This is a genomic window from Pseudochelatococcus contaminans (assembly GCF_014195635.1).
Taxonomy (GTDB): domain Bacteria; phylum Pseudomonadota; class Alphaproteobacteria; order Rhizobiales; family Beijerinckiaceae; genus Pseudochelatococcus; species Pseudochelatococcus contaminans.
Genome location: NZ_JACICC010000004.1, coordinates 293,394 through 309,233 on the forward strand (window position 1 = coordinate 293,394; position 15,840 = coordinate 309,233).

15 protein-coding genes are annotated in these 15,840 nt (G+C 61.0%); 6 read left to right on the forward strand and 9 right to left on the reverse strand.

The window, feature by feature from the left end:
- Positions 1-28: 28 nt before the first annotated feature.
- Together FHS81_RS09975 and FHS81_RS09980 are read right to left on the reverse strand one after the other, a co-directional pair.
- Positions 29-967, reverse strand: a complete 939-nt coding sequence (locus FHS81_RS09975) for a sugar phosphate isomerase/epimerase family protein (RefSeq protein WP_183752502.1) — start codon at positions 965-967, stop codon at positions 29-31.
- A 76-nt stretch (positions 968-1,043) separates the two neighbouring features.
- Positions 1,044-2,414 (reverse strand): MFS transporter, encoded by a 1,371-nt coding sequence (locus FHS81_RS09980; RefSeq protein ID WP_183752504.1) that lies wholly within the window; start codon positions 2,412-2,414, stop codon positions 1,044-1,046.
- 548 nt (positions 2,415-2,962) lie between these two features.
- Here FHS81_RS09980 and FHS81_RS09985 point away from each other — a divergent pair.
- Positions 2,963-3,751 (forward strand): helix-turn-helix transcriptional regulator, encoded by a 789-nt coding sequence (locus FHS81_RS09985; RefSeq protein ID WP_183752506.1) that lies wholly within the window; start codon positions 2,963-2,965, stop codon positions 3,749-3,751.
- A 203-nt stretch (positions 3,752-3,954) separates the two neighbouring features.
- On the opposite strand, the gene FHS81_RS09990 is transcribed toward FHS81_RS09985, so the two are convergent.
- From FHS81_RS09990 to FHS81_RS10005, 4 genes are all read right to left on the reverse strand, one after another.
- The gene (locus tag FHS81_RS09990; RefSeq protein WP_183752508.1) at positions 3,955-4,455 is read right to left on the reverse strand and encodes a general stress protein; all 501 of its coding nucleotides are present in this window, start codon (positions 4,453-4,455) and stop codon (positions 3,955-3,957) included.
- A gap of 114 nt (positions 4,456-4,569) precedes the next feature.
- Complete coding sequence (locus tag FHS81_RS09995; RefSeq protein WP_183752510.1) at positions 4,570-4,803, reverse strand: hypothetical protein; 234 nt, start codon at positions 4,801-4,803, stop codon at positions 4,570-4,572.
- A gap of 104 nt (positions 4,804-4,907) precedes the next feature.
- Positions 4,908-5,876 carry a DMT family transporter gene (locus tag FHS81_RS10000; protein WP_183752512.1) on the reverse strand — a complete coding sequence of 323 codons (969 nt, stop codon included), beginning with the start codon at positions 5,874-5,876 and terminating at the stop codon, positions 4,908-4,910.
- 111 nt (positions 5,877-5,987) lie between these two features.
- Complete coding sequence (locus tag FHS81_RS10005) at positions 5,988-6,629, reverse strand: TetR family transcriptional regulator (RefSeq protein ID WP_183752514.1); 642 nt, start codon at positions 6,627-6,629, stop codon at positions 5,988-5,990.
- Between the two features lie 130 nt (positions 6,630-6,759).
- On the opposite strand from FHS81_RS10005, the gene hlyD reads away from it, so the two are divergent.
- The 5 genes from hlyD to FHS81_RS10030 all read left to right on the forward strand — a co-directional run bounded on the left by hlyD (position 6,760) and on the right by FHS81_RS10030 (position 12,909).
- A complete protein-coding gene (hlyD, locus tag FHS81_RS10010) occupies positions 6,760-7,743 on the forward strand; it encodes a secretion protein HlyD (protein ID WP_183752516.1) in 984 nt (327 codons plus the stop codon).
- An 8-nt stretch (positions 7,744-7,751) separates the two neighbouring features.
- Positions 7,752-9,521, forward strand: a complete 1,770-nt coding sequence (locus FHS81_RS10015; protein WP_183752518.1) for an ATP-binding cassette domain-containing protein — start codon at positions 7,752-7,754, stop codon at positions 9,519-9,521.
- On the forward strand, positions 9,518-10,669 hold the full coding sequence (locus FHS81_RS10020) for an ABC transporter permease (RefSeq protein WP_183752520.1): 1,152 nt from the start codon (positions 9,518-9,520) through the stop codon (positions 10,667-10,669). The genes FHS81_RS10015 and FHS81_RS10020 overlap by 4 nt, the downstream gene beginning before the upstream one ends.
- A gap of 5 nt (positions 10,670-10,674) precedes the next feature.
- Positions 10,675-11,775, forward strand: a complete 1,101-nt coding sequence (locus FHS81_RS10025) for an ABC transporter permease (RefSeq protein ID WP_183752521.1) — start codon at positions 10,675-10,677, stop codon at positions 11,773-11,775.
- Between the two features lie 102 nt (positions 11,776-11,877).
- A complete protein-coding gene (locus FHS81_RS10030; protein WP_183752523.1) occupies positions 11,878-12,909 on the forward strand; it encodes an FUSC family protein in 1,032 nt (343 codons plus the stop codon).
- Between the two features lie 24 nt (positions 12,910-12,933).
- Here the strand turns inward: FHS81_RS10030 and FHS81_RS10035 are convergent, their stop codons facing one another.
- From FHS81_RS10035 to FHS81_RS10045, 3 genes are read right to left on the reverse strand one after another with little or no spacing between them, the layout of a single operon-like run.
- Complete coding sequence (locus tag FHS81_RS10035; RefSeq protein WP_183752525.1) at positions 12,934-13,755, reverse strand: ABC transporter ATP-binding protein; 822 nt, start codon at positions 13,753-13,755, stop codon at positions 12,934-12,936.
- Positions 13,752-14,792, reverse strand: a complete 1,041-nt coding sequence (locus FHS81_RS10040; protein WP_183752527.1) for an iron chelate uptake ABC transporter family permease subunit — start codon at positions 14,790-14,792, stop codon at positions 13,752-13,754. The genes FHS81_RS10035 and FHS81_RS10040 overlap by 4 nt, the downstream gene beginning before the upstream one ends.
- Positions 14,789-15,832, reverse strand: coding sequence for a FecCD family ABC transporter permease (locus FHS81_RS10045; RefSeq protein WP_183752529.1), 1,044 nt, complete (start codon positions 15,830-15,832; stop codon positions 14,789-14,791). The genes FHS81_RS10040 and FHS81_RS10045 overlap by 4 nt, the downstream gene beginning before the upstream one ends.
- Positions 15,833-15,840: the final 8 nt, after the last annotated feature.

Here is a 15,840-nt window from a genome sequence, read left to right on the forward strand (position 1 = left end):
TTATTGCTGGCGACGTCGCCACGCGCATTCACGCGTGCCGGTGTCTACGCCCGACATTGAGCTTGTCGCGCATGTAGGCGATGCTCTCCCGAGCGGCCTGAAGCTCGATCTCACGCCCTTCCTCGATGGAATATCCGCTCAGGGGCAGCTCGACCTCGAACACGATCGTATCCAACGCCTCAGGCGCGTTTGCCCGCAACTCCTGCATGATCTTGACGCAATCGTTGTCGCCCTGCCCCACGGCGGTACCAATCGAGTGCGTCCCATTCGGATCCACGACGATCTTGATGTCGCAGAAATGGACGCAGTACGCATATGGCGACAGCTTGCGCACGCATTCCTCGACACCCTCACCAACGACAAGGGAGTTCATCGTATCAAGGCAAGCGCCGATCAGCGGGTGGTGCAGTTGCTCGACAATCCAGATAACCTCGTCTGCGAACAGGTCGCAGTGGTTCTCAAGCGCGATCTTGATGCCGTACTTCTCGATGAGCGGCAGGTTTTCCTTGAACTCACGGATGCGCTCGGCAAGCTGAACCACGATATCCGAACGCAGGCTGGACCCGTAGAGCGGCGCGGTGCGCTTGATATCGAGGCTGAACTTGACGAGCTGCGCGCCGATGGCGTGCGCGATGTTCAAGGCCTCTTCAACCGTTGCATTGACACGCGGATCGCTGGGGGCATCGAAGGAGACGTTCAGCTCCAGATCGAGGCCGTGCTTCTTCGCATTGGCTTTGACCTGGCTGAGATGTTCAGGGCTGACGTCGTTGTCGAGATCGACGAGCGTGATGTGCAGGACATCCAGACCCCACTCCGCCGCCAGCTCCATCATCTTGTTCAGGTTGATTGTCTTCTCAAAAGCGTAATTTCCATCAAAGCCCCAGCTCTCACCACACCCGCTGAGATGAAGCGAATAGGAGTGCATGCCAAGCTTAAACTGACGGTCGTTATTTTTCACGATAGCCATGTTTCATTCCTTGAAAGTTTGAACTTTGTTTTGCTGATCGAAACAATCATCTGTTCCGAAATTTATTGAGCTGCGGCTAAGCCTGGCGCTGCGAGCGGGATGGTGCGACCTCGGCCGATACGGTCTGCGAAAGCTCCATGCCCTTGGTTTCAGGCGCCCATGCATAAGAGACCACCAAACCGATGAGGCTCACGATGCCGCCGATGAGCATGACTGGCCCGGTTCCCCAGAGCGCGAGACCGATGGGAAGCAGGAAGGTACCGGCCGCTGCGCCAAGACGGCTCATTCCAGCGGCAAAGCCGACGCCCGTTGCACGGATTTCCGTGGGGAATATCTCACTCGGATAAAGCATCTGCAGGGTGCTTCCGGCTGCATGCGAGAAGGCGAAGACGATGAAGCACAGCAGCACGAGGAACGCCGGGTGATCGCTGAACCAGACACCGAGCACCAGAAGCGGAATGGCCTGCCCGATGAATGTATAGATGAGCAGCTTGCGCCGTCCCAGACGGTTGATAAGCGAGACACCGACAAGGCAGCCGATCAGCAGGAAGATATAGAGAACAATCTCACCCCAACTGCTTTCCGAACTAAAGTGGAGATCCTGCAAAATCTTGGGCAGGAAGATGTAGATCGCGAAGAACGGTGTGATCTGCGCCATCCAGAAGATGCTGGTCAGAGCGGTTTTCTTGATATATTGCGGCGAAAACAGCGCGCTATATCCCAGAGAGCGGATCTTTTCCTTGAACAGATCCTGCCGGGTAACGGGATCGAGGTATTGCTCCGCAATGGCGTGCGCCTCTTTCATCCTGCCTTTGCTGGCCAGCCAGCGCGGGGACTCAGGCAGACCTATTCTCAAGACCATCATCACCAGCGCAGGCAGGAAGCTGCTGGCCAGAATGACGCGCCACAAATCGGGATAATCGGGCATGACGCTGATCAAGACGATCGACATCGTAGCCGCGACAGTGAAGCCGATATACCACCAGACCAAAAGGCCAGCCAAACCAGGGCCACGCCGCTCCTTGCTGTTGAATTCAGCAATAAATGCCCCTGCGATGGCATAATCGGCACCCACCGCGAGGCCAAGAATGACACGCAGCACAAAGAGTTGCGTAGGGTCAGTGACGAAAAACTGAAGGATCGAGCAGACAAGAAATGCGGCCAGCGTCGCAAGAAACATCTTCTGGCGGCCAAGTTTATCGGTGACCCACCCGAACACCAGACCGCCGATAAAGAGGCCTATCAGCGACGCCGAACCAATCAAACCCTCCATAGTCGGAGAGATATCAAGGCCGGTGCTGGTCAAAGGCAGGGCTACACCGATAACGGCAAGAATCCAGCCGTCACAAAGCTTACCGCCAGAAGCGCAGACCGTAACCTTTCGCTGGAACTTCTCGAATTTTTTATCGAGTGGAGAATGCTCTCCATAGGAAGCGGAATTTTCCATATTATTTTTCCTCCTGATTTTTATATTTTTATTGAAAGCGCCCTTGTTTTATTGAAGCGCATTGCTCCACTCGCTCTTGCCTGTACAAGAGCTATTCAGAACTTCAGACATGACCCGCCAAGCATCCGGACGACGACATCCGGTTGTTTTCTGAAATGACGCACTTTGGCCTGTATCAGTTGCACGCGCGGATCTGCCGGGAGCTTTCACCGCGAGACGCCGCATGGCGATCATGAGCGCGGGCGTAAAACACCGAGGCCCCATCGTTTGCCAAGCCATCTGACACAGTGTTCAACGCACTCACCCACGTTGCAGGGATACCGTGCGCAGCGACACAAGCAACGAACGACTCGAGCCTAGATAGCCAGTAACGGTTTGATATTGATCGGCATTTCATTCTCTCCCTGTCATGAAGCTTGCTTATGACGATATTTTCTGTATGTCTTTTTTGGTCGGCGGCTTTCTGTTGAACCGTCACTCGTTGAAATTTAAAAGCTTCATCGCTTGGCGCCATATGGCAAAAGACATACGTCCGGAGACCTGCTTCCATGAGGGACGACGAAGCACAGGCATCGGCTGCCCTCTTCTCCATGTGTGGCAGTAACGATTTTGGAGCAGCACTGGATAGACTTTCTTCCACCGCCGCTGTGTTCGACATGAGCAGCGCCTTTGCTTTTCATGCAGATCGCTCTCCGGTGGTTATTCATGATGGCTACAGCGCGACCACCAATCGCAAGGCCCTCAACGCCTACGTTCGCGGAGCCTATCTTCTCGACCCATTCTACTCTGCCAGCGTGGGAAACCATGCTGAAGGGTTATGGCGGATGCGCGATCTCGCGCCAGACGCCTTCTATGAAGGGGGGCTGTCACGTTCAAGCGAAGTCTACCCTTGTATTTCAGACGAAGCAGGCACGCTGGTTGAGGAAGTCGGATTCATTATCGACCTCGAAAACAATATCTCTGCTACGTTTTCAATAATGCGCAATCGCCATGGTATGCCGTTCAGCGACGAAGAGTTCGCAGCGCTTTCCGCTCTCACGCCTTTAGTTGCTGTCAGCTTGAGACGACATTGGCAACTGCTGAATGTGTCTGACGATGCGGCCACAACACGTCGACATAGCGAAGAAATTTTCCGTCGAGCGTTCAGCAATCTCACTCCGGCACAATACCTTGTTACCAAACTGATCCTCAGAGGACACAGCAACATCTCGATTGCCGAAAACCTGGGGATTACAGAGGGAACAGTAAAAATGCACCGCTATAATATCTATAAACGCCTGAACATCTCAAGCCAGTCAGAACTTTTCCAGATATTTATTGATCAACTGACAGAATGAATATTCCGTCGAAATTGACCATTTTGAAATCAGGGGTGAATATGAAGCTGAAGCGAGTGAGGTGTTTCCAAGCCATGAAAGCAACTTGCGGTTCAATATCAAACTCTGACTTGAAATAACTTCGCTGCAACGGTTTCCAGCGCGGGACGGGCGAGATGATATCCGCCCTGCCGCACCGTCTTGCTTTGCTCACGCTTGTCGGATCAGGCTCCTTGGGCGTAGAGTTGGCGGCGGGCGTCCGGATCGACGCCATTTGCGGAACGATAAATCGCCGCGACAGCCTCGACTTGCCCCTCGTCGACCCGGGCGGCTACAAGCGTTCCGCCCCGGCTGACCGCTTCGGCATAGAATTTTGCATCATCGACCGATACGCCCGATTCCGTTAGCCCCCCGATCAATCCGCCTGTGAGACCGCCGACCACGGCACCGCCAGCCGCTCCGGCAAGCGCAGCCGCCAGCCATCCGGCTGCCACGACCGGGATTGCGACTACGCTGAGGCCGGCGATGACTCCACCGACACCGCCGATCAATGCTCCAATCCCGATACCGGCACCTGCACCTTCGACTGCTCGCTCGCCGCTTCCGGCCAGCTCCTCCGGCGAGATAATGCTGATGTCCGCCACATCGACATTGGCTGCCTTCAGTGCCTCGACTGCTTTGCGCGCATCTTCATAAGTATCGAACAATCCTGTCACGACCGGCATGATACTCTCCTGTTTATTTTGTTATTTTTAAATCAGTATTCCAGAATATTGTCATGACTTTCATCTGGGGCAGAAACAGCACATCAGCCGACAATATTCTTTGTATACATGCCGTTAGGGTACTTGCGGCACTTCCGGATTCAGAAACTCGAACAGCATCAGCAAGCCTGCAACCACGATCAATCCCGCGATGAGAAGATAAAACACCGTCCGCCCGACGCTTAGTCGACGATTTGTGGTTCCGGGCGCGACTTCGGGGTCGCCATTCGGCTTGACTTCCCGTTTTTCAGGCGCATAAGCCATCATAATGCCTCCTGCATTCACCATATGATGGGTAACACCTTCCATTCCGAAGTTGTTCCCACCGGGAAATGCTGGCGCCGGGCGCGGCGTCTTTATCGAACCCGCCGGTCGCTCGTTTATGGCTAATCGACTGGTTGAACACAGATGCTCTAAAAATCCGCCGCTTCGCTCTTTTTTGCAGCCAATTTGCGCGATAGGCGGGCATCGCGCCATTCGCCGCCGTTCACCACCAGCATGCCGCAAAGCACCAGCGCTGCACCGATAATAAAGCTCGGTTCAAGCCGCTCGCCTAGCAGCACCACGCCGAACAGCACACCGAACAACGGCGTCATGAAGGACAGCACGCCCAGTCGCGATGCAAGATAAACCCGCAGCAGCCGAAACCAGACAAGGTAGCTGATAAACACGACGATGAGCGTCTGGAAAATCAGGCTCGTCCAGACCAACCCCGTCGATACGAAATGGGTGCGGTCGAACATCAGCACGAAGGCGAATGCGACGATAAACCCCACTGCAAGCTGCCAGAAAAGCGTTTGCGCCGGCGGAGCCTCGCTGAGCCGGGTGGTGCGCACTGTCACGGTGGTCATGCCCCAGGCGAACCCTGCACCCAGGCCCATCAGGTCTCCGATCAGCATCTCATGGGAGATCGCCGCCCCGGCAACGGACTCCACGGGTGATAGGAGCCCCGGCGCCAGAAAGATGAAACCGATGCCACTGAACGCTATGGCGATCCCGATCCATTTTACCCGCGACAGATGCTCCTGCGGCAGGGCCAGATGAAGCCCGAGGGCGGCGAAGATCGGCGCGGTATAGAGAAACACCGCCATGTGCGCGGCATTGGTCCAGCGCAGTCCTTCGGCAACCAGCAGGAACTCCAGCCCGAACAGGAGGCCGGCGACAGGACCGGGGCCTTTGGCAATTCCCGGCAACCACGAATCGCGCAGCCACAACCGGCTGAACGCCAGAACGAGGCAGGCGCCGATGCCGGACCGCAGAGCGATCTGAAGCGCGGGGTCAAAATCCCCCACGACCACCTTGATCGCCACCTGTTGCAGCCCCCAGATGACACACAGCACGACCATGGCGCTGAAGGCGAAGGCATCGACGGGTTTTCGCATGGACGGCACCGCTGCTTGAGGAACGCCATCATTCCTACCGTGGCATCGCGAAATTAGACAGCGCCAATCCGCCAGTCAGACAACAAACCTGTCAGGAGTTTTATGCATGCATCAATCCATTATTTCATTGGACTCTGCGGTATTGGAGGCCGCCTCGTCCCCCAGCACCAGCGCGAGTTGTGCGGAGGCGATATCGACCAGATCAATGGGCGGATAGCCGGTCATGAAGCGGTTCCACAGCAGTCCCGCGATCACCGGGGCGATGAGAAGCTGCGGGAAACGGCGCAGGACATCCAGCCGGGCTGTATCATCGGAGTGGGCCAACCGGTCTATTTGCGCCAGCACGGGCTCCAGCACGGCGTTGACATAGATCTCGACGAGCTGCGGAAACTGCCGCCCTTCCGTCAGAACCACAAGTGCAATGCCGGAGCGGCCCGAGTTCTGCAAATCGGCAACCGACGCCAGCATGGACCGCCGGAAAGCCTCCGTGGACAAATGATGCGGGTTGTCGGAGATGATGCCCTCCTCCCCCGATGGCAGCAGGGTTTCCCGCACGACACCCTCGAACAACTTTTCCTTGCTATCGAAGTAGAGATAAAGCGTGCCCTTGGCGACACCGGCATTGCGCGCCACTGCCGAAAGCCGGGCATCGGCGAAGCCGTTGTCTGTGAACTCGCGCAGCGCCGCTTCCAGAATAGCCGCCCGCTTCGCCTGCTTCTTGTGGCGCATGCGGTCGGATTCTGGGCGGCTCACGGATTCCGGGGGCTGATGTTTCGTCATGCGGCAATAGTGGCACAAGAAAAAATGACCTGCCAGTCATTATATCATTGAAGATTGACCTGCGGGTCATTATTGTCTGGCCGGTCATGAGGAGCTTCAGACCATGAAACGCGCCGCCATCGTCATCCTGCTTGCGGTCGCTGTCGTTGGCGGCGGGGCGTGGTATTGGCAAAATCATCAATCCAACGGATCGCCGCTGGTGCTGGGCGGCAACGTCGATATACGCGAGGTCAACCTGTCGTTCCGCATCGGCGGGCGGGTTGCGGATGTGCTGGTCGACGAAGGCGACCGCGTGGATGCCGGCACGGTCATCGCCCATATCGATCCGGAACCGCTGGAACAGGCGCTGTCGCGGGCACAGGCCGAGTTGGCCGCGGCCAAGGCAAGCGAGGCATTGTTGAATGCCGGCACGCGTACCGAGGATATCGCCCGTCTGAAAGCCCAGATGGATGGCCTGGCCGCAGTCGCCGCAACGGCGCAATCGACTTATGAACGCCAGCAGTCTCTGGTGCGGACCAACACCACCTCCCGGCAGGCGCTGGACGATGCTCGCGGCGCACGCGACCGTTCCGAGGCGGAGCACGAAGCGGCGCGTCAGGCCCATGCTGCCGCCGTCGCCGGCGCACGCCCCGAGGAGCTGGCGCAGGCTGCCGCCCGCACGCGTGCCGCCGAGGCGCAGGAAAGCGCCGCCGCGCTGCAACTGCGTGACGCCACCTTGCTCTCCCCCAGCGCCGGAACCGTGCTGACGCGCGCGGTGGAACCGGGAACGATGGTGAACGCGGGGACATCGATCGTGACGCTATCGCTCGACCGGCCCATGCGGGTGCGCGCCTATGTGCAGGAGCCCGATCTCGGCCGTGTCGCGCCCGGTACAAAGGTGCTCGTCCATACTGATTCAAGGCCCGGACGGCCATATACCGGAACGGTCGGCTTCGTCGCGCCCCGGGCCGAGTTCACGCCCAAGCAGGTGGAAACGCAGGATCTGCGAACCGCGCTCGTCTACCGGCTTCGCGTCGTTATCGATGACCCGGACGACCTTCTGCGTCAGGGAATGCCGGTGACCGTCAGCCTCGCTGATGGACCATGATACCGGCCATGCAGGACAAAACCGCCGTCACCATCCAGGGGCTGTCCCATCGTTACCGGGAGCAGGCGGAGGGGGAAAGCGCCCTTGCTGATGTGGATCTTGCCGTTCGTCCCGGCATCATCACCGGGCTGGCGGGGCCGGACGGCGCGGGCAAGACCACGCTGATGCGTATCATGGCGGGTTTGCTGAAACCGTCCTCAGGATCGGTTGAGGTCGTGGGGCTGGACCCCATCGCACAGGCGAACGAGCTGCATTTGCGTGTCGGCTATATGCCGCAGAAATTCGGCCTCTATGAAGATCTGACGGTCATGGAGAATCTCGTTCTTTATGCCGATCTGCGCGGCGTAAAGAACGAGACGCGCAAGGCGCAGTTCGCGCAACTGCTCGACTTCACGGATCTTCATCGCTTCACCGGGCGGCTGGCGGGCAAGTTGTCTGGCGGCATGAAGCAGAAGCTCGGCCTTGCCTGCACCCTCATCGGCACGCCGGAGTTGCTGCTGCTCGATGAGCCGGGCGTGGGGGTGGACCCCATATCGCGCCGCGAACTCTGGCGCATGGTGACCAGTCTGGCCGAAGACGGCATGGCCGTGGTGTGGGCAACGGCCTATCTCGACGAGGCTGAGTTGTGCAATGAACTCTGCCTGATGAACCAAGGCCGCGTCATCTTCTCCGGCCCGCCGGCAGAGCAGATTGCCCGCATGCGTGGCCGCTGCGTGCGCGTGGGCAACATCACTGAGAACCGCCGCCATTTCCTGCGCCGGGCGTTGGGTGATCCGGATGTCGTCGATGGCGCTATTCAGGGCGAAAGCGTGCGCGTTGTCCTGAAGGAAGGGGTCGCCACCCTTCCCGAGCGATTGATCGCAAATGAGCCGGATGCGCAAGTTGCGGCGGTTGAGCCCCGGCTGGAGGACGCTTTCATCGACCTTGTCGGCGGTGGGCCGGATGGCCGTTCGGTGCTGGCCGAAACCATGCCTGAAGCCCGCCTGCCAGAGGGTGTTGATGCCAATTCAGTGATCAGCGCCCATGAGTTGACGCGCCGTTTCGGCGATTTCATCGCCACGGATCATGTCAGCTTCGATGTGAAACGCGGCGAGATATTCGGCCTTCTGGGGCCGAACGGGGCGGGCAAATCCACGACGTTCCGCATGTTGTGCGGGCTGCTGACGCCGACATCCGGCACGGCGCAGGTGATGGGCATCGACCTGAAACGAAGCGCCGGCGAAGCCCGCCAGAAGCTCGGCTACATGGCGCAGAAGTTCTCGCTTTACGGCAATCTTGGCGTGGAGCAAAACCTGCTTTTCTTCTCCGGCATCTATGGTTTGCGGGGAAGCGCGCGCACGCGCAAGGTGAAGCAGATGATGGACAGCTTCGACCTGACGCGCTATCGCCGCACCCAGGCAGGTGAGTTGCCGCTGGGCTTCAAGCAGCGGCTTTCCCTTGCCTGCGCACTGATGCACGAGCCGCCGTTGCTGTTCCTCGATGAGCCGACATCGGGCGTCGACCCGGTGACGCGGCGCGAGTTCTGGACGCATATCAACGCCCTCGTGGACAAGGGCGTCACCGTGATGGTGACGACGCACTTCATGGACGAAGCGGAATATTGCGACCGCATCGCCCTGATCTATCGCGGCCGGATGATCGCCGCCGGGCCGCCGGATGCGCTGAAACGGCAGGTGGCGGACGATGATCTTCCCGATCCGACATTCGAGGATGCCTTTATCCGCCTGATCCAGCGCGACGATGCCGCCCGGCAGCAGGCGGGGGAAGCCGCCGCATGACGGACAGGCCCGCCGCCCACGCCGGTTTTTCCTTCCGCAGGCTCTCGGCGTTATGCGTCAAGGAAACGCGGCAGATCATGCGCGATCCCAGCAGTTGGCTGATCGCCATCGTCCTGCCGGTATTCCTGCTGTTCATCTTCGGCTTCGGCATCTCGCTGGATACCAACAGGCTGAGGATCGGCGTCGTCATGGAAGATCGCGGCATCGAGGCCGTGCGGCTGGCAGCTTCGGTGTCCGGCTCGCCCTACTTCGATCCCGTCTTCGCGGACACGTTGGCCGAGGTGCAGGACGGGCTGACACGCGGTAACCTGCGCGGCGTCATCGTCATCCCGCAGGATTTCACCGCCAAAGTGCTGGGTGGGCATGACCAGGCACAGATACAGGTGCTTGCGGACGGCTCGGAGCCGAACACCGCCAACTTCGTGGCCAGCTACGCGCGCGGCATGCTTGAGAGCTGGCTCGCGGCCCGCGCGGACTCCCACGGCATGAGCTTCAGCGAGGCCGTATCGCTGGAGCCGCGCTACTGGTTCAATCCCACCACCATCAGCCGCAACTATCTTATTCCCGGTTCGATTTCCGTGGTGATGACGATCATCGGCGCATTGCTGACATCTCTCGTCATCGCCCGCGAGTGGGAGCGCGGCACCATGGAGGCGCTGCTGGCCACGCCCATCAGCAAGACGGAGCTGCTGCTTTCCAAGAGCCTGCCGTATTACGCGCTGGCCATGGTGGCGATGGCGATCTGCGTGCTGATCGCTATTTTCATCATGGATGTGCCCTTCAGGGGATCGATCCTGATCCTGCTGCTATCCACCAGCCTGTTCCTTGGCAGCGCGCTGGGCCTTGGGCTGCTGCTGTCGAGCGCCACGCGCAACCAGTTCAATGCCGCGCAAGGCGCGCTCAATGCCGCCTTCCTGCCATCGGCATTGCTATCGGGCCTCATCTTCGAGATTTCGTCGATGCCGCTCGCGGTGCAGGCGGTGACTTATCTGGTGCCTGCCCGATATTTCGTCACGACGCTGCAAACGTTGTTTCAGGCGGGAGACCTGCTGGCAATCCTGCTGCCGAACATGCTGTTCCTGCTGTTGTCCGCCGTGTTCTGGCTTGGCCTGACCGCCCGCGCGACGCGGCGCCGGCTGGACGGGTAAGCGCCATGTGGAACCGCATCGTCGCCCTCGTCACCAAAGAGTTGCAGCAACTTTTCTCCACCCGGCGCAACATCATGATGCTGATGACGCCGCTTATCCTGCAACTGGCGATTTTTCCCTTTGCCACCACGCTTGAGGTGCGCAACGCGACGCTCGCCATTTTGAACGAAGACACAGGCGCGGAAGCCATAGAACTGGTGCAACGGCTGGCAGCGGCATCGGCTTTTACGCAGGTGACGATGATTTACGACGACGCCACACTGGAAAACGTGATCGACGCGCAGACGGCGCTTCTGGCCATCCGCATCCCGCCGGACTTCTCCGGCAAGGTGTTGACGGGTGAGCCCGTTCGCCTGCAAGCCTTGATCGACGGTCGGCGTTCCAACGCGGCGCAGATCGCTTTTGCCTATGCGCAGCAGGTGGTGACCCAATTCGCCGAGGAACGCGCCGGGCAGAAGCCGCCCGCGACACTTGTGGTCCGCAACCTCTACAATCCCAACCTCGACTATCGCTGGTTCGTGCTGCCAAGCCTCGTGGCGATCATCGCCACTGTCGGCTGCCTTCTGGTGACGGCGCTGTCGCTGGCGCGGGAGCGCGAGGAAGGCACGTTCGACCAGTTGCTGGTCACGCCGCTGACGCCGGCCTACATCATGCTCGGCAAGGCTGTTCCGGGCATTCTGGTGGGGATGGCGCAAGGCGGCATCATCGCGCTCGCCGCCGTGTTCATCTACGGCGTTCCTTTCACCGGCCCGCCGTGGCTGCTGGTGCTGGCGACCTTCGCCTACGCGCTCGCGCTTTCCGGCGTCGGGTTGCTGATCTCGTCGGTGTCGTCCAGCCAGCAGCAGGCGTTTCTTGGCGTGTTCTGCTTCATGGTGCCGTCAGTCGTGCTTTCCGGCTATCTCGCGCCTATCGAGAACATGCCCACCGTGTTGCGCTGGATGAGCGATATCAACCCCCTCACCCACTTCATCGCCATGTCGAAAGGCATCTTCCTCAAAAGCTTCGGGCTGGAAGAAACCTGGCATTCGCTTGTGGCGCTGTTCGCCATCGCAGCCGTCACGCTGGTCGCGGCGCATGCCGTGTTCCACAAGCAGACCCGATCCTGAGCGGAAGCTGCCCGACGCCTTCGGATTTTCATAATCCGTATGATATATCTGCCATCCGATAGAACATAAAATCATTGATTTGTCAGTCGGATGGGAGGCTTCATGAAATTCCGGACCACGATCAGGACGTCGATGAGCCGCATGGATCTGGCCTGGCGCGACAGCGCGGCATCTGCCATTGCCGCCATTGTGGCATGGGTGATCTCGCAGCGGTTGCTGGGGCATCCGCTGCCGCTGTTCGCCGCCATCACGGCCCTCGTCTGCCTTGCGCCGGGGCTGCCCAACCATGGCGGGCAAGCGGTCAACATGCTGCTGGGCGTCATCACCGGCATCGTGATCGGCGAAATCGGCCTGTTCATCTTTGAAATCCTCGGCATCGAACAGGGCTTCTCCCTGCTGCGGCTGGCGCTGGTGCTATTCTTCGCCATGATGATCGCGGCCAGTTACGGCCTGCCGGCCGTGGTGGTGATCCAGTCAGGTATCTCGGCCATGCTTGTTGTGGCCACAGGTCCGGAAAACGCCGGGATGCATCGCCTGCTCGACGTTGTGGTGGGTGTCACGGTAGGGCTCTTCTTCAGCCAGATTTTGCTGACACCCGATCCCCTGCGGCAGATCGCGGGGGCGTCCGGCAGGTTCTTTTCACGTCTTGGAGCAGGCTTTACCGGGGTTGCGTCAGCCGTAGCGGCAGGTGACGCAGGCAAGGCGGAGAACGCGCTGAAGAGCTTCGCGGCCGCGCACGACAGTCTCGTCGCGCTGCAAGCAGGCATAGTCGGGGCGCGTGGCTCGACGCGTTGGTCGCTGCGTGGACGCCTGATGGCGAAAGCTGTCACGGTCGCGGCAGATCGCTATGAGCGCAACGCGGTGAAGCTTTATGCCTCGGCCCTGCTTCTCGCAGACAGGTGCCCTGCGGCCCTGCGCAGCGGCGAACCCGCGCCGGAAGGGCTGGAAAGCGCTATCCGGGCAATTGCAGCCTATTGCGCCGGCCAGCCATCAAACACGGAGCCGCCCGTGGTGGATCTGGAGCGCATAGCGATTGCCAGCCCGTGGCATGAAACCGTGCTGCATCTGCACCAGGTCAACGAGACGCTTGCCGCCCTGCAACGAACCGAGGCCGATCTCGACAAGGCGACGTGAAGCGCGGGCATCTGGTCTTAGGCGTCAGCCTGCCGCTTCCACCATGCCGTGGCGACCGATGGGCAGCATCAGCGGCCTACCGGACGTCGGATCGGTGATGACTCTGCTTTCGAGGCCGAAGACTTCGCGCACGTTACTTTCCGTCAACACATCCTCCGGCTTGCCGGAAACGTGCAGACGCCCCGCCGCCATCGCCACGAGATAATCCGCGTAACGCGCGGCGAGGTTGAGATCGTGGAGCACCATCACGATGGTTGTGCCGCGGGCGCGGTTAAGATCGGTCAACAGATCCAGCACCTCGATCTGATGGCTGATGTCGAGAAAGGTCGTGGGTTCGTCCAGCAGCAGCAGATCCGTCTGCTGGGCCAGCGCCATGGCGATCCACACGCGCTGGCGCTGCCCGCCGGACAGCTCGTCCACCAGTCTGGTGGCGATGCCGTCGGTCGCCGTGGTCACAAGCGCTTCAGCCACGGCCTCATCATCCGCACGCGTCCAGCCTGAGAACAGGCCTTGATGCGGATGCCGGCCACGGCTGACGAGATCCGCGACGGTAATTCCCTCCGGCGCAATCGGTGACTGCGGCAACAGGCCAAGTTGCCGCGCAAGCTGCCGCGACGGCAGGTGGTGGATCGACTTGCCGTCGAGCAGCACCTGCCCCCGGCGCGGCTGAATGAGGCGCGACATCGCGCGCAGCAGCGTGGACTTGCCGCAGGCATTCGCGCCGACGATGGCGGTGATTCTGCCGGGTGGCACGGTCAGATCCAGCCCTTGCAGGATGTCCGTTTCGCCATATCCGGCGGACAACCCGCTGACGACGAGCGAGGTGGAATGGGCGGCGGCGCTCATAACGAACTGCCCCTCCTGTTGACGCGAACGATCAGGAAAATCAGGTACGGCGCACCTAGCGCGCCAGTGACGACACCCACCGGATAGCGGCCCGGCAGCAGGAACTGGCCGCAATAATCCCCGGCGAGCACGAGCACCGCGCCAACCAGCGCCGATGGCAGCAGCAGGGAGCCGCTTCCACCCACGATGCGCGCGGCAATCGGCCCGGACAGGAAAGCCACGAAAGCAATCGGCCCCGTCACCGCCGTCGCAGAGGCAATCAGGCCCACCGCCCCGACGATGACTGCGATGCGGGTGCGAGCGATCCCCGTGCCCAGCGCCGCTGCCATATCATCGCCCAGCCGCAGCGCGTCGAGATCGCGCGCCCGGCTCGCCAACAGCCCGCCGAAAACGAGCAGCGCCAGCAGCAAGGGCAGCACGTCCCCGGGCTTTGCACCGTTCACGCTGCCGGTGAGCCAGCGCATCGCCTCTTGCAGATCCCACGCCGGCGCACGGGACAAGGTGTAGGCGACGAAGCTCTCCAGCATGGCCGAAACCCCGATGCCGACGAGGATCAGGCGCGTTCCGGCGACGCCGTTGCGGAACGACAGGCCATACACGAGCAAGGCCACGCCAAGCCCGGCAACAACGGCGGCGACCGACACCGCAGGCCCCTTCAGCGACAGCACGACGATGGCGAATACCGCCGCCGCGCTGGCGCCTGAGCTGATGCCGATGATGTCCGGGCTGGCAAGTGGGTTGCGCAGCATGACCTGGAATGCAACGCCGCCCATTCCAAAGCAAAGCCCGGCAAGCAAGGACAGAGAAGCGCGCGGCAGCCGCAGCTGCCCAACGGTAAAGCTCGCGCCCGGCACCTGCTGCCCCAGCAGCACGCGCACCACATCCTCCGGCGGGGTCAGCGATTGCCCCAGCGACAGAGTGAGCAGGAACAGCGCCAGGATGAGCGCGACGAGCAGGCCGACCGCGAGATTGCGGCGACGGGCGCGATGGCGGCGATCACTGACGATCGCATCGAGGGTGGCGGTCAATTGGGTCACAGGTCATGCACCCGCTGGCGTCTGATCATCCAGATGAACACCGGCGCACCGACGAACGCGGTGACGATGCCCACATCAATCTCCGATGGCCGTGCGACGATGCGCCCGACGACATCCGCCGCCACCAGCAGGCATGCGCCGCCCAACGCCGAGAACGGCAGCAGCCAGCGATGATCCACCCCAACCAGCAGACGGCACAGATGCGGCACCACAAGGCCGACAAAGCCAATCGGCCCGCAGATGGCGGTCGTCGCGCCGCACAGCAGGATCGCGCCGAATGACGACACAGCGCGCGCGGCGGCAACGTTTTCGCCCAGCCCTGCGGCCAGATCATCTCCCAGCGCCAGCGAGTTCAGCTTGCGCGCCGACAGCAGGCTGATGACGAACCCGGCGGCGAGAAACGGCAGCCCGTTCAGGATGCCGTCGAACGTCGCCCCGCCGACACCGCCGACCTGCCACGAACGGATACCGCCCGCGATATCGCTGCGCGGCAAGACAACTGCGATGACCAGCGACGAGAAGGCGACCGAGGTGGCCGCGCCTGCCAGCGCCAACTTGAGCGGCGTCGCACCGCCGCGCCCGAGCGAGCCAATCACGTAGACGAACGCAGCCGCCAGCCCCGCGCCGACAATGGCGGTGAAAATATAGGCATGGGCGGAGGCGATGCCGAACCACACGATGCCGACCACGACCGCCAGAGACGCGCCCATGTTGACGCCAAGAATACCGGGATCGGCAAGCGGATTGCGCGTCACACCCTGCATGATCGCCCCCGCGAGGCCCAGCGCCGCCCCGGCCAGCACGGCCAGCACGGTTCTGGGAATGCGGACGGCAACCGCAGCCTGCCCGACAGAATCGACCTGCCCATTGAGCGCTGCGGCGATGTCCGACCACGCGACTTCGCGCGTGCCGATGGCGACGGAAAGCATGCACAGGGCGGCAAGCGCCACGACAAGCCCCGCCAGTGACAGCAGACGGACACCGCGCGATTTGCCGTGAAGAGGTGCAGGCCGCAGGGACGTGGCGCGGGCGAGAATCATTGGGAGCC

Bases quoted from the DNA above. Each gene is read 5' to 3' on its own strand.
- FHS81_RS09975 (WP_183752502.1), bottom strand. From the start codon at position 967: ATGGCTATCGTGAAAAATAACGACCGTCAGTTTAAGCTTGGCATGCAC.
- FHS81_RS09980 (WP_183752504.1), bottom strand. From the start codon at position 2,414: ATGGAAAATTCCGCTTCCTATGGAGAGCATTCTCCACTCGATAAAAAA.
- FHS81_RS09985 (WP_183752506.1), top strand. From the start codon at position 2,963: ATGAGGGACGACGAAGCACAGGCATCGGCTGCCCTCTTCTCCATGTGT.
- FHS81_RS09990 (WP_183752508.1), bottom strand. From the start codon at position 4,455: ATGCCGGTCGTGACAGGATTGTTCGATACTTATGAAGATGCGCGCAAA.
- FHS81_RS09995 (WP_183752510.1), bottom strand. From the start codon at position 4,803: ATGGAAGGTGTTACCCATCATATGGTGAATGCAGGAGGCATTATGATG.
- FHS81_RS10000 (WP_183752512.1), bottom strand. From the start codon at position 5,876: ATGCGAAAACCCGTCGATGCCTTCGCCTTCAGCGCCATGGTCGTGCTG.
- hlyD (WP_183752516.1), top strand. From the start codon at position 6,760: ATGAAACGCGCCGCCATCGTCATCCTGCTTGCGGTCGCTGTCGTTGGC.
- FHS81_RS10015 (WP_183752518.1), top strand. From the start codon at position 7,752: ATGCAGGACAAAACCGCCGTCACCATCCAGGGGCTGTCCCATCGTTAC.
- FHS81_RS10020 (WP_183752520.1), top strand. From the start codon at position 9,518: ATGACGGACAGGCCCGCCGCCCACGCCGGTTTTTCCTTCCGCAGGCTC.
- FHS81_RS10025 (WP_183752521.1), top strand. From the start codon at position 10,675: ATGTGGAACCGCATCGTCGCCCTCGTCACCAAAGAGTTGCAGCAACTT.
- FHS81_RS10030 (WP_183752523.1), top strand. From the start codon at position 11,878: ATGAAATTCCGGACCACGATCAGGACGTCGATGAGCCGCATGGATCTG.
- FHS81_RS10035 (WP_183752525.1), bottom strand. From the start codon at position 13,755: ATGAGCGCCGCCGCCCATTCCACCTCGCTCGTCGTCAGCGGGTTGTCC.
- FHS81_RS10045 (WP_183752529.1), bottom strand. From the start codon at position 15,832: ATGATTCTCGCCCGCGCCACGTCCCTGCGGCCTGCACCTCTTCACGGC.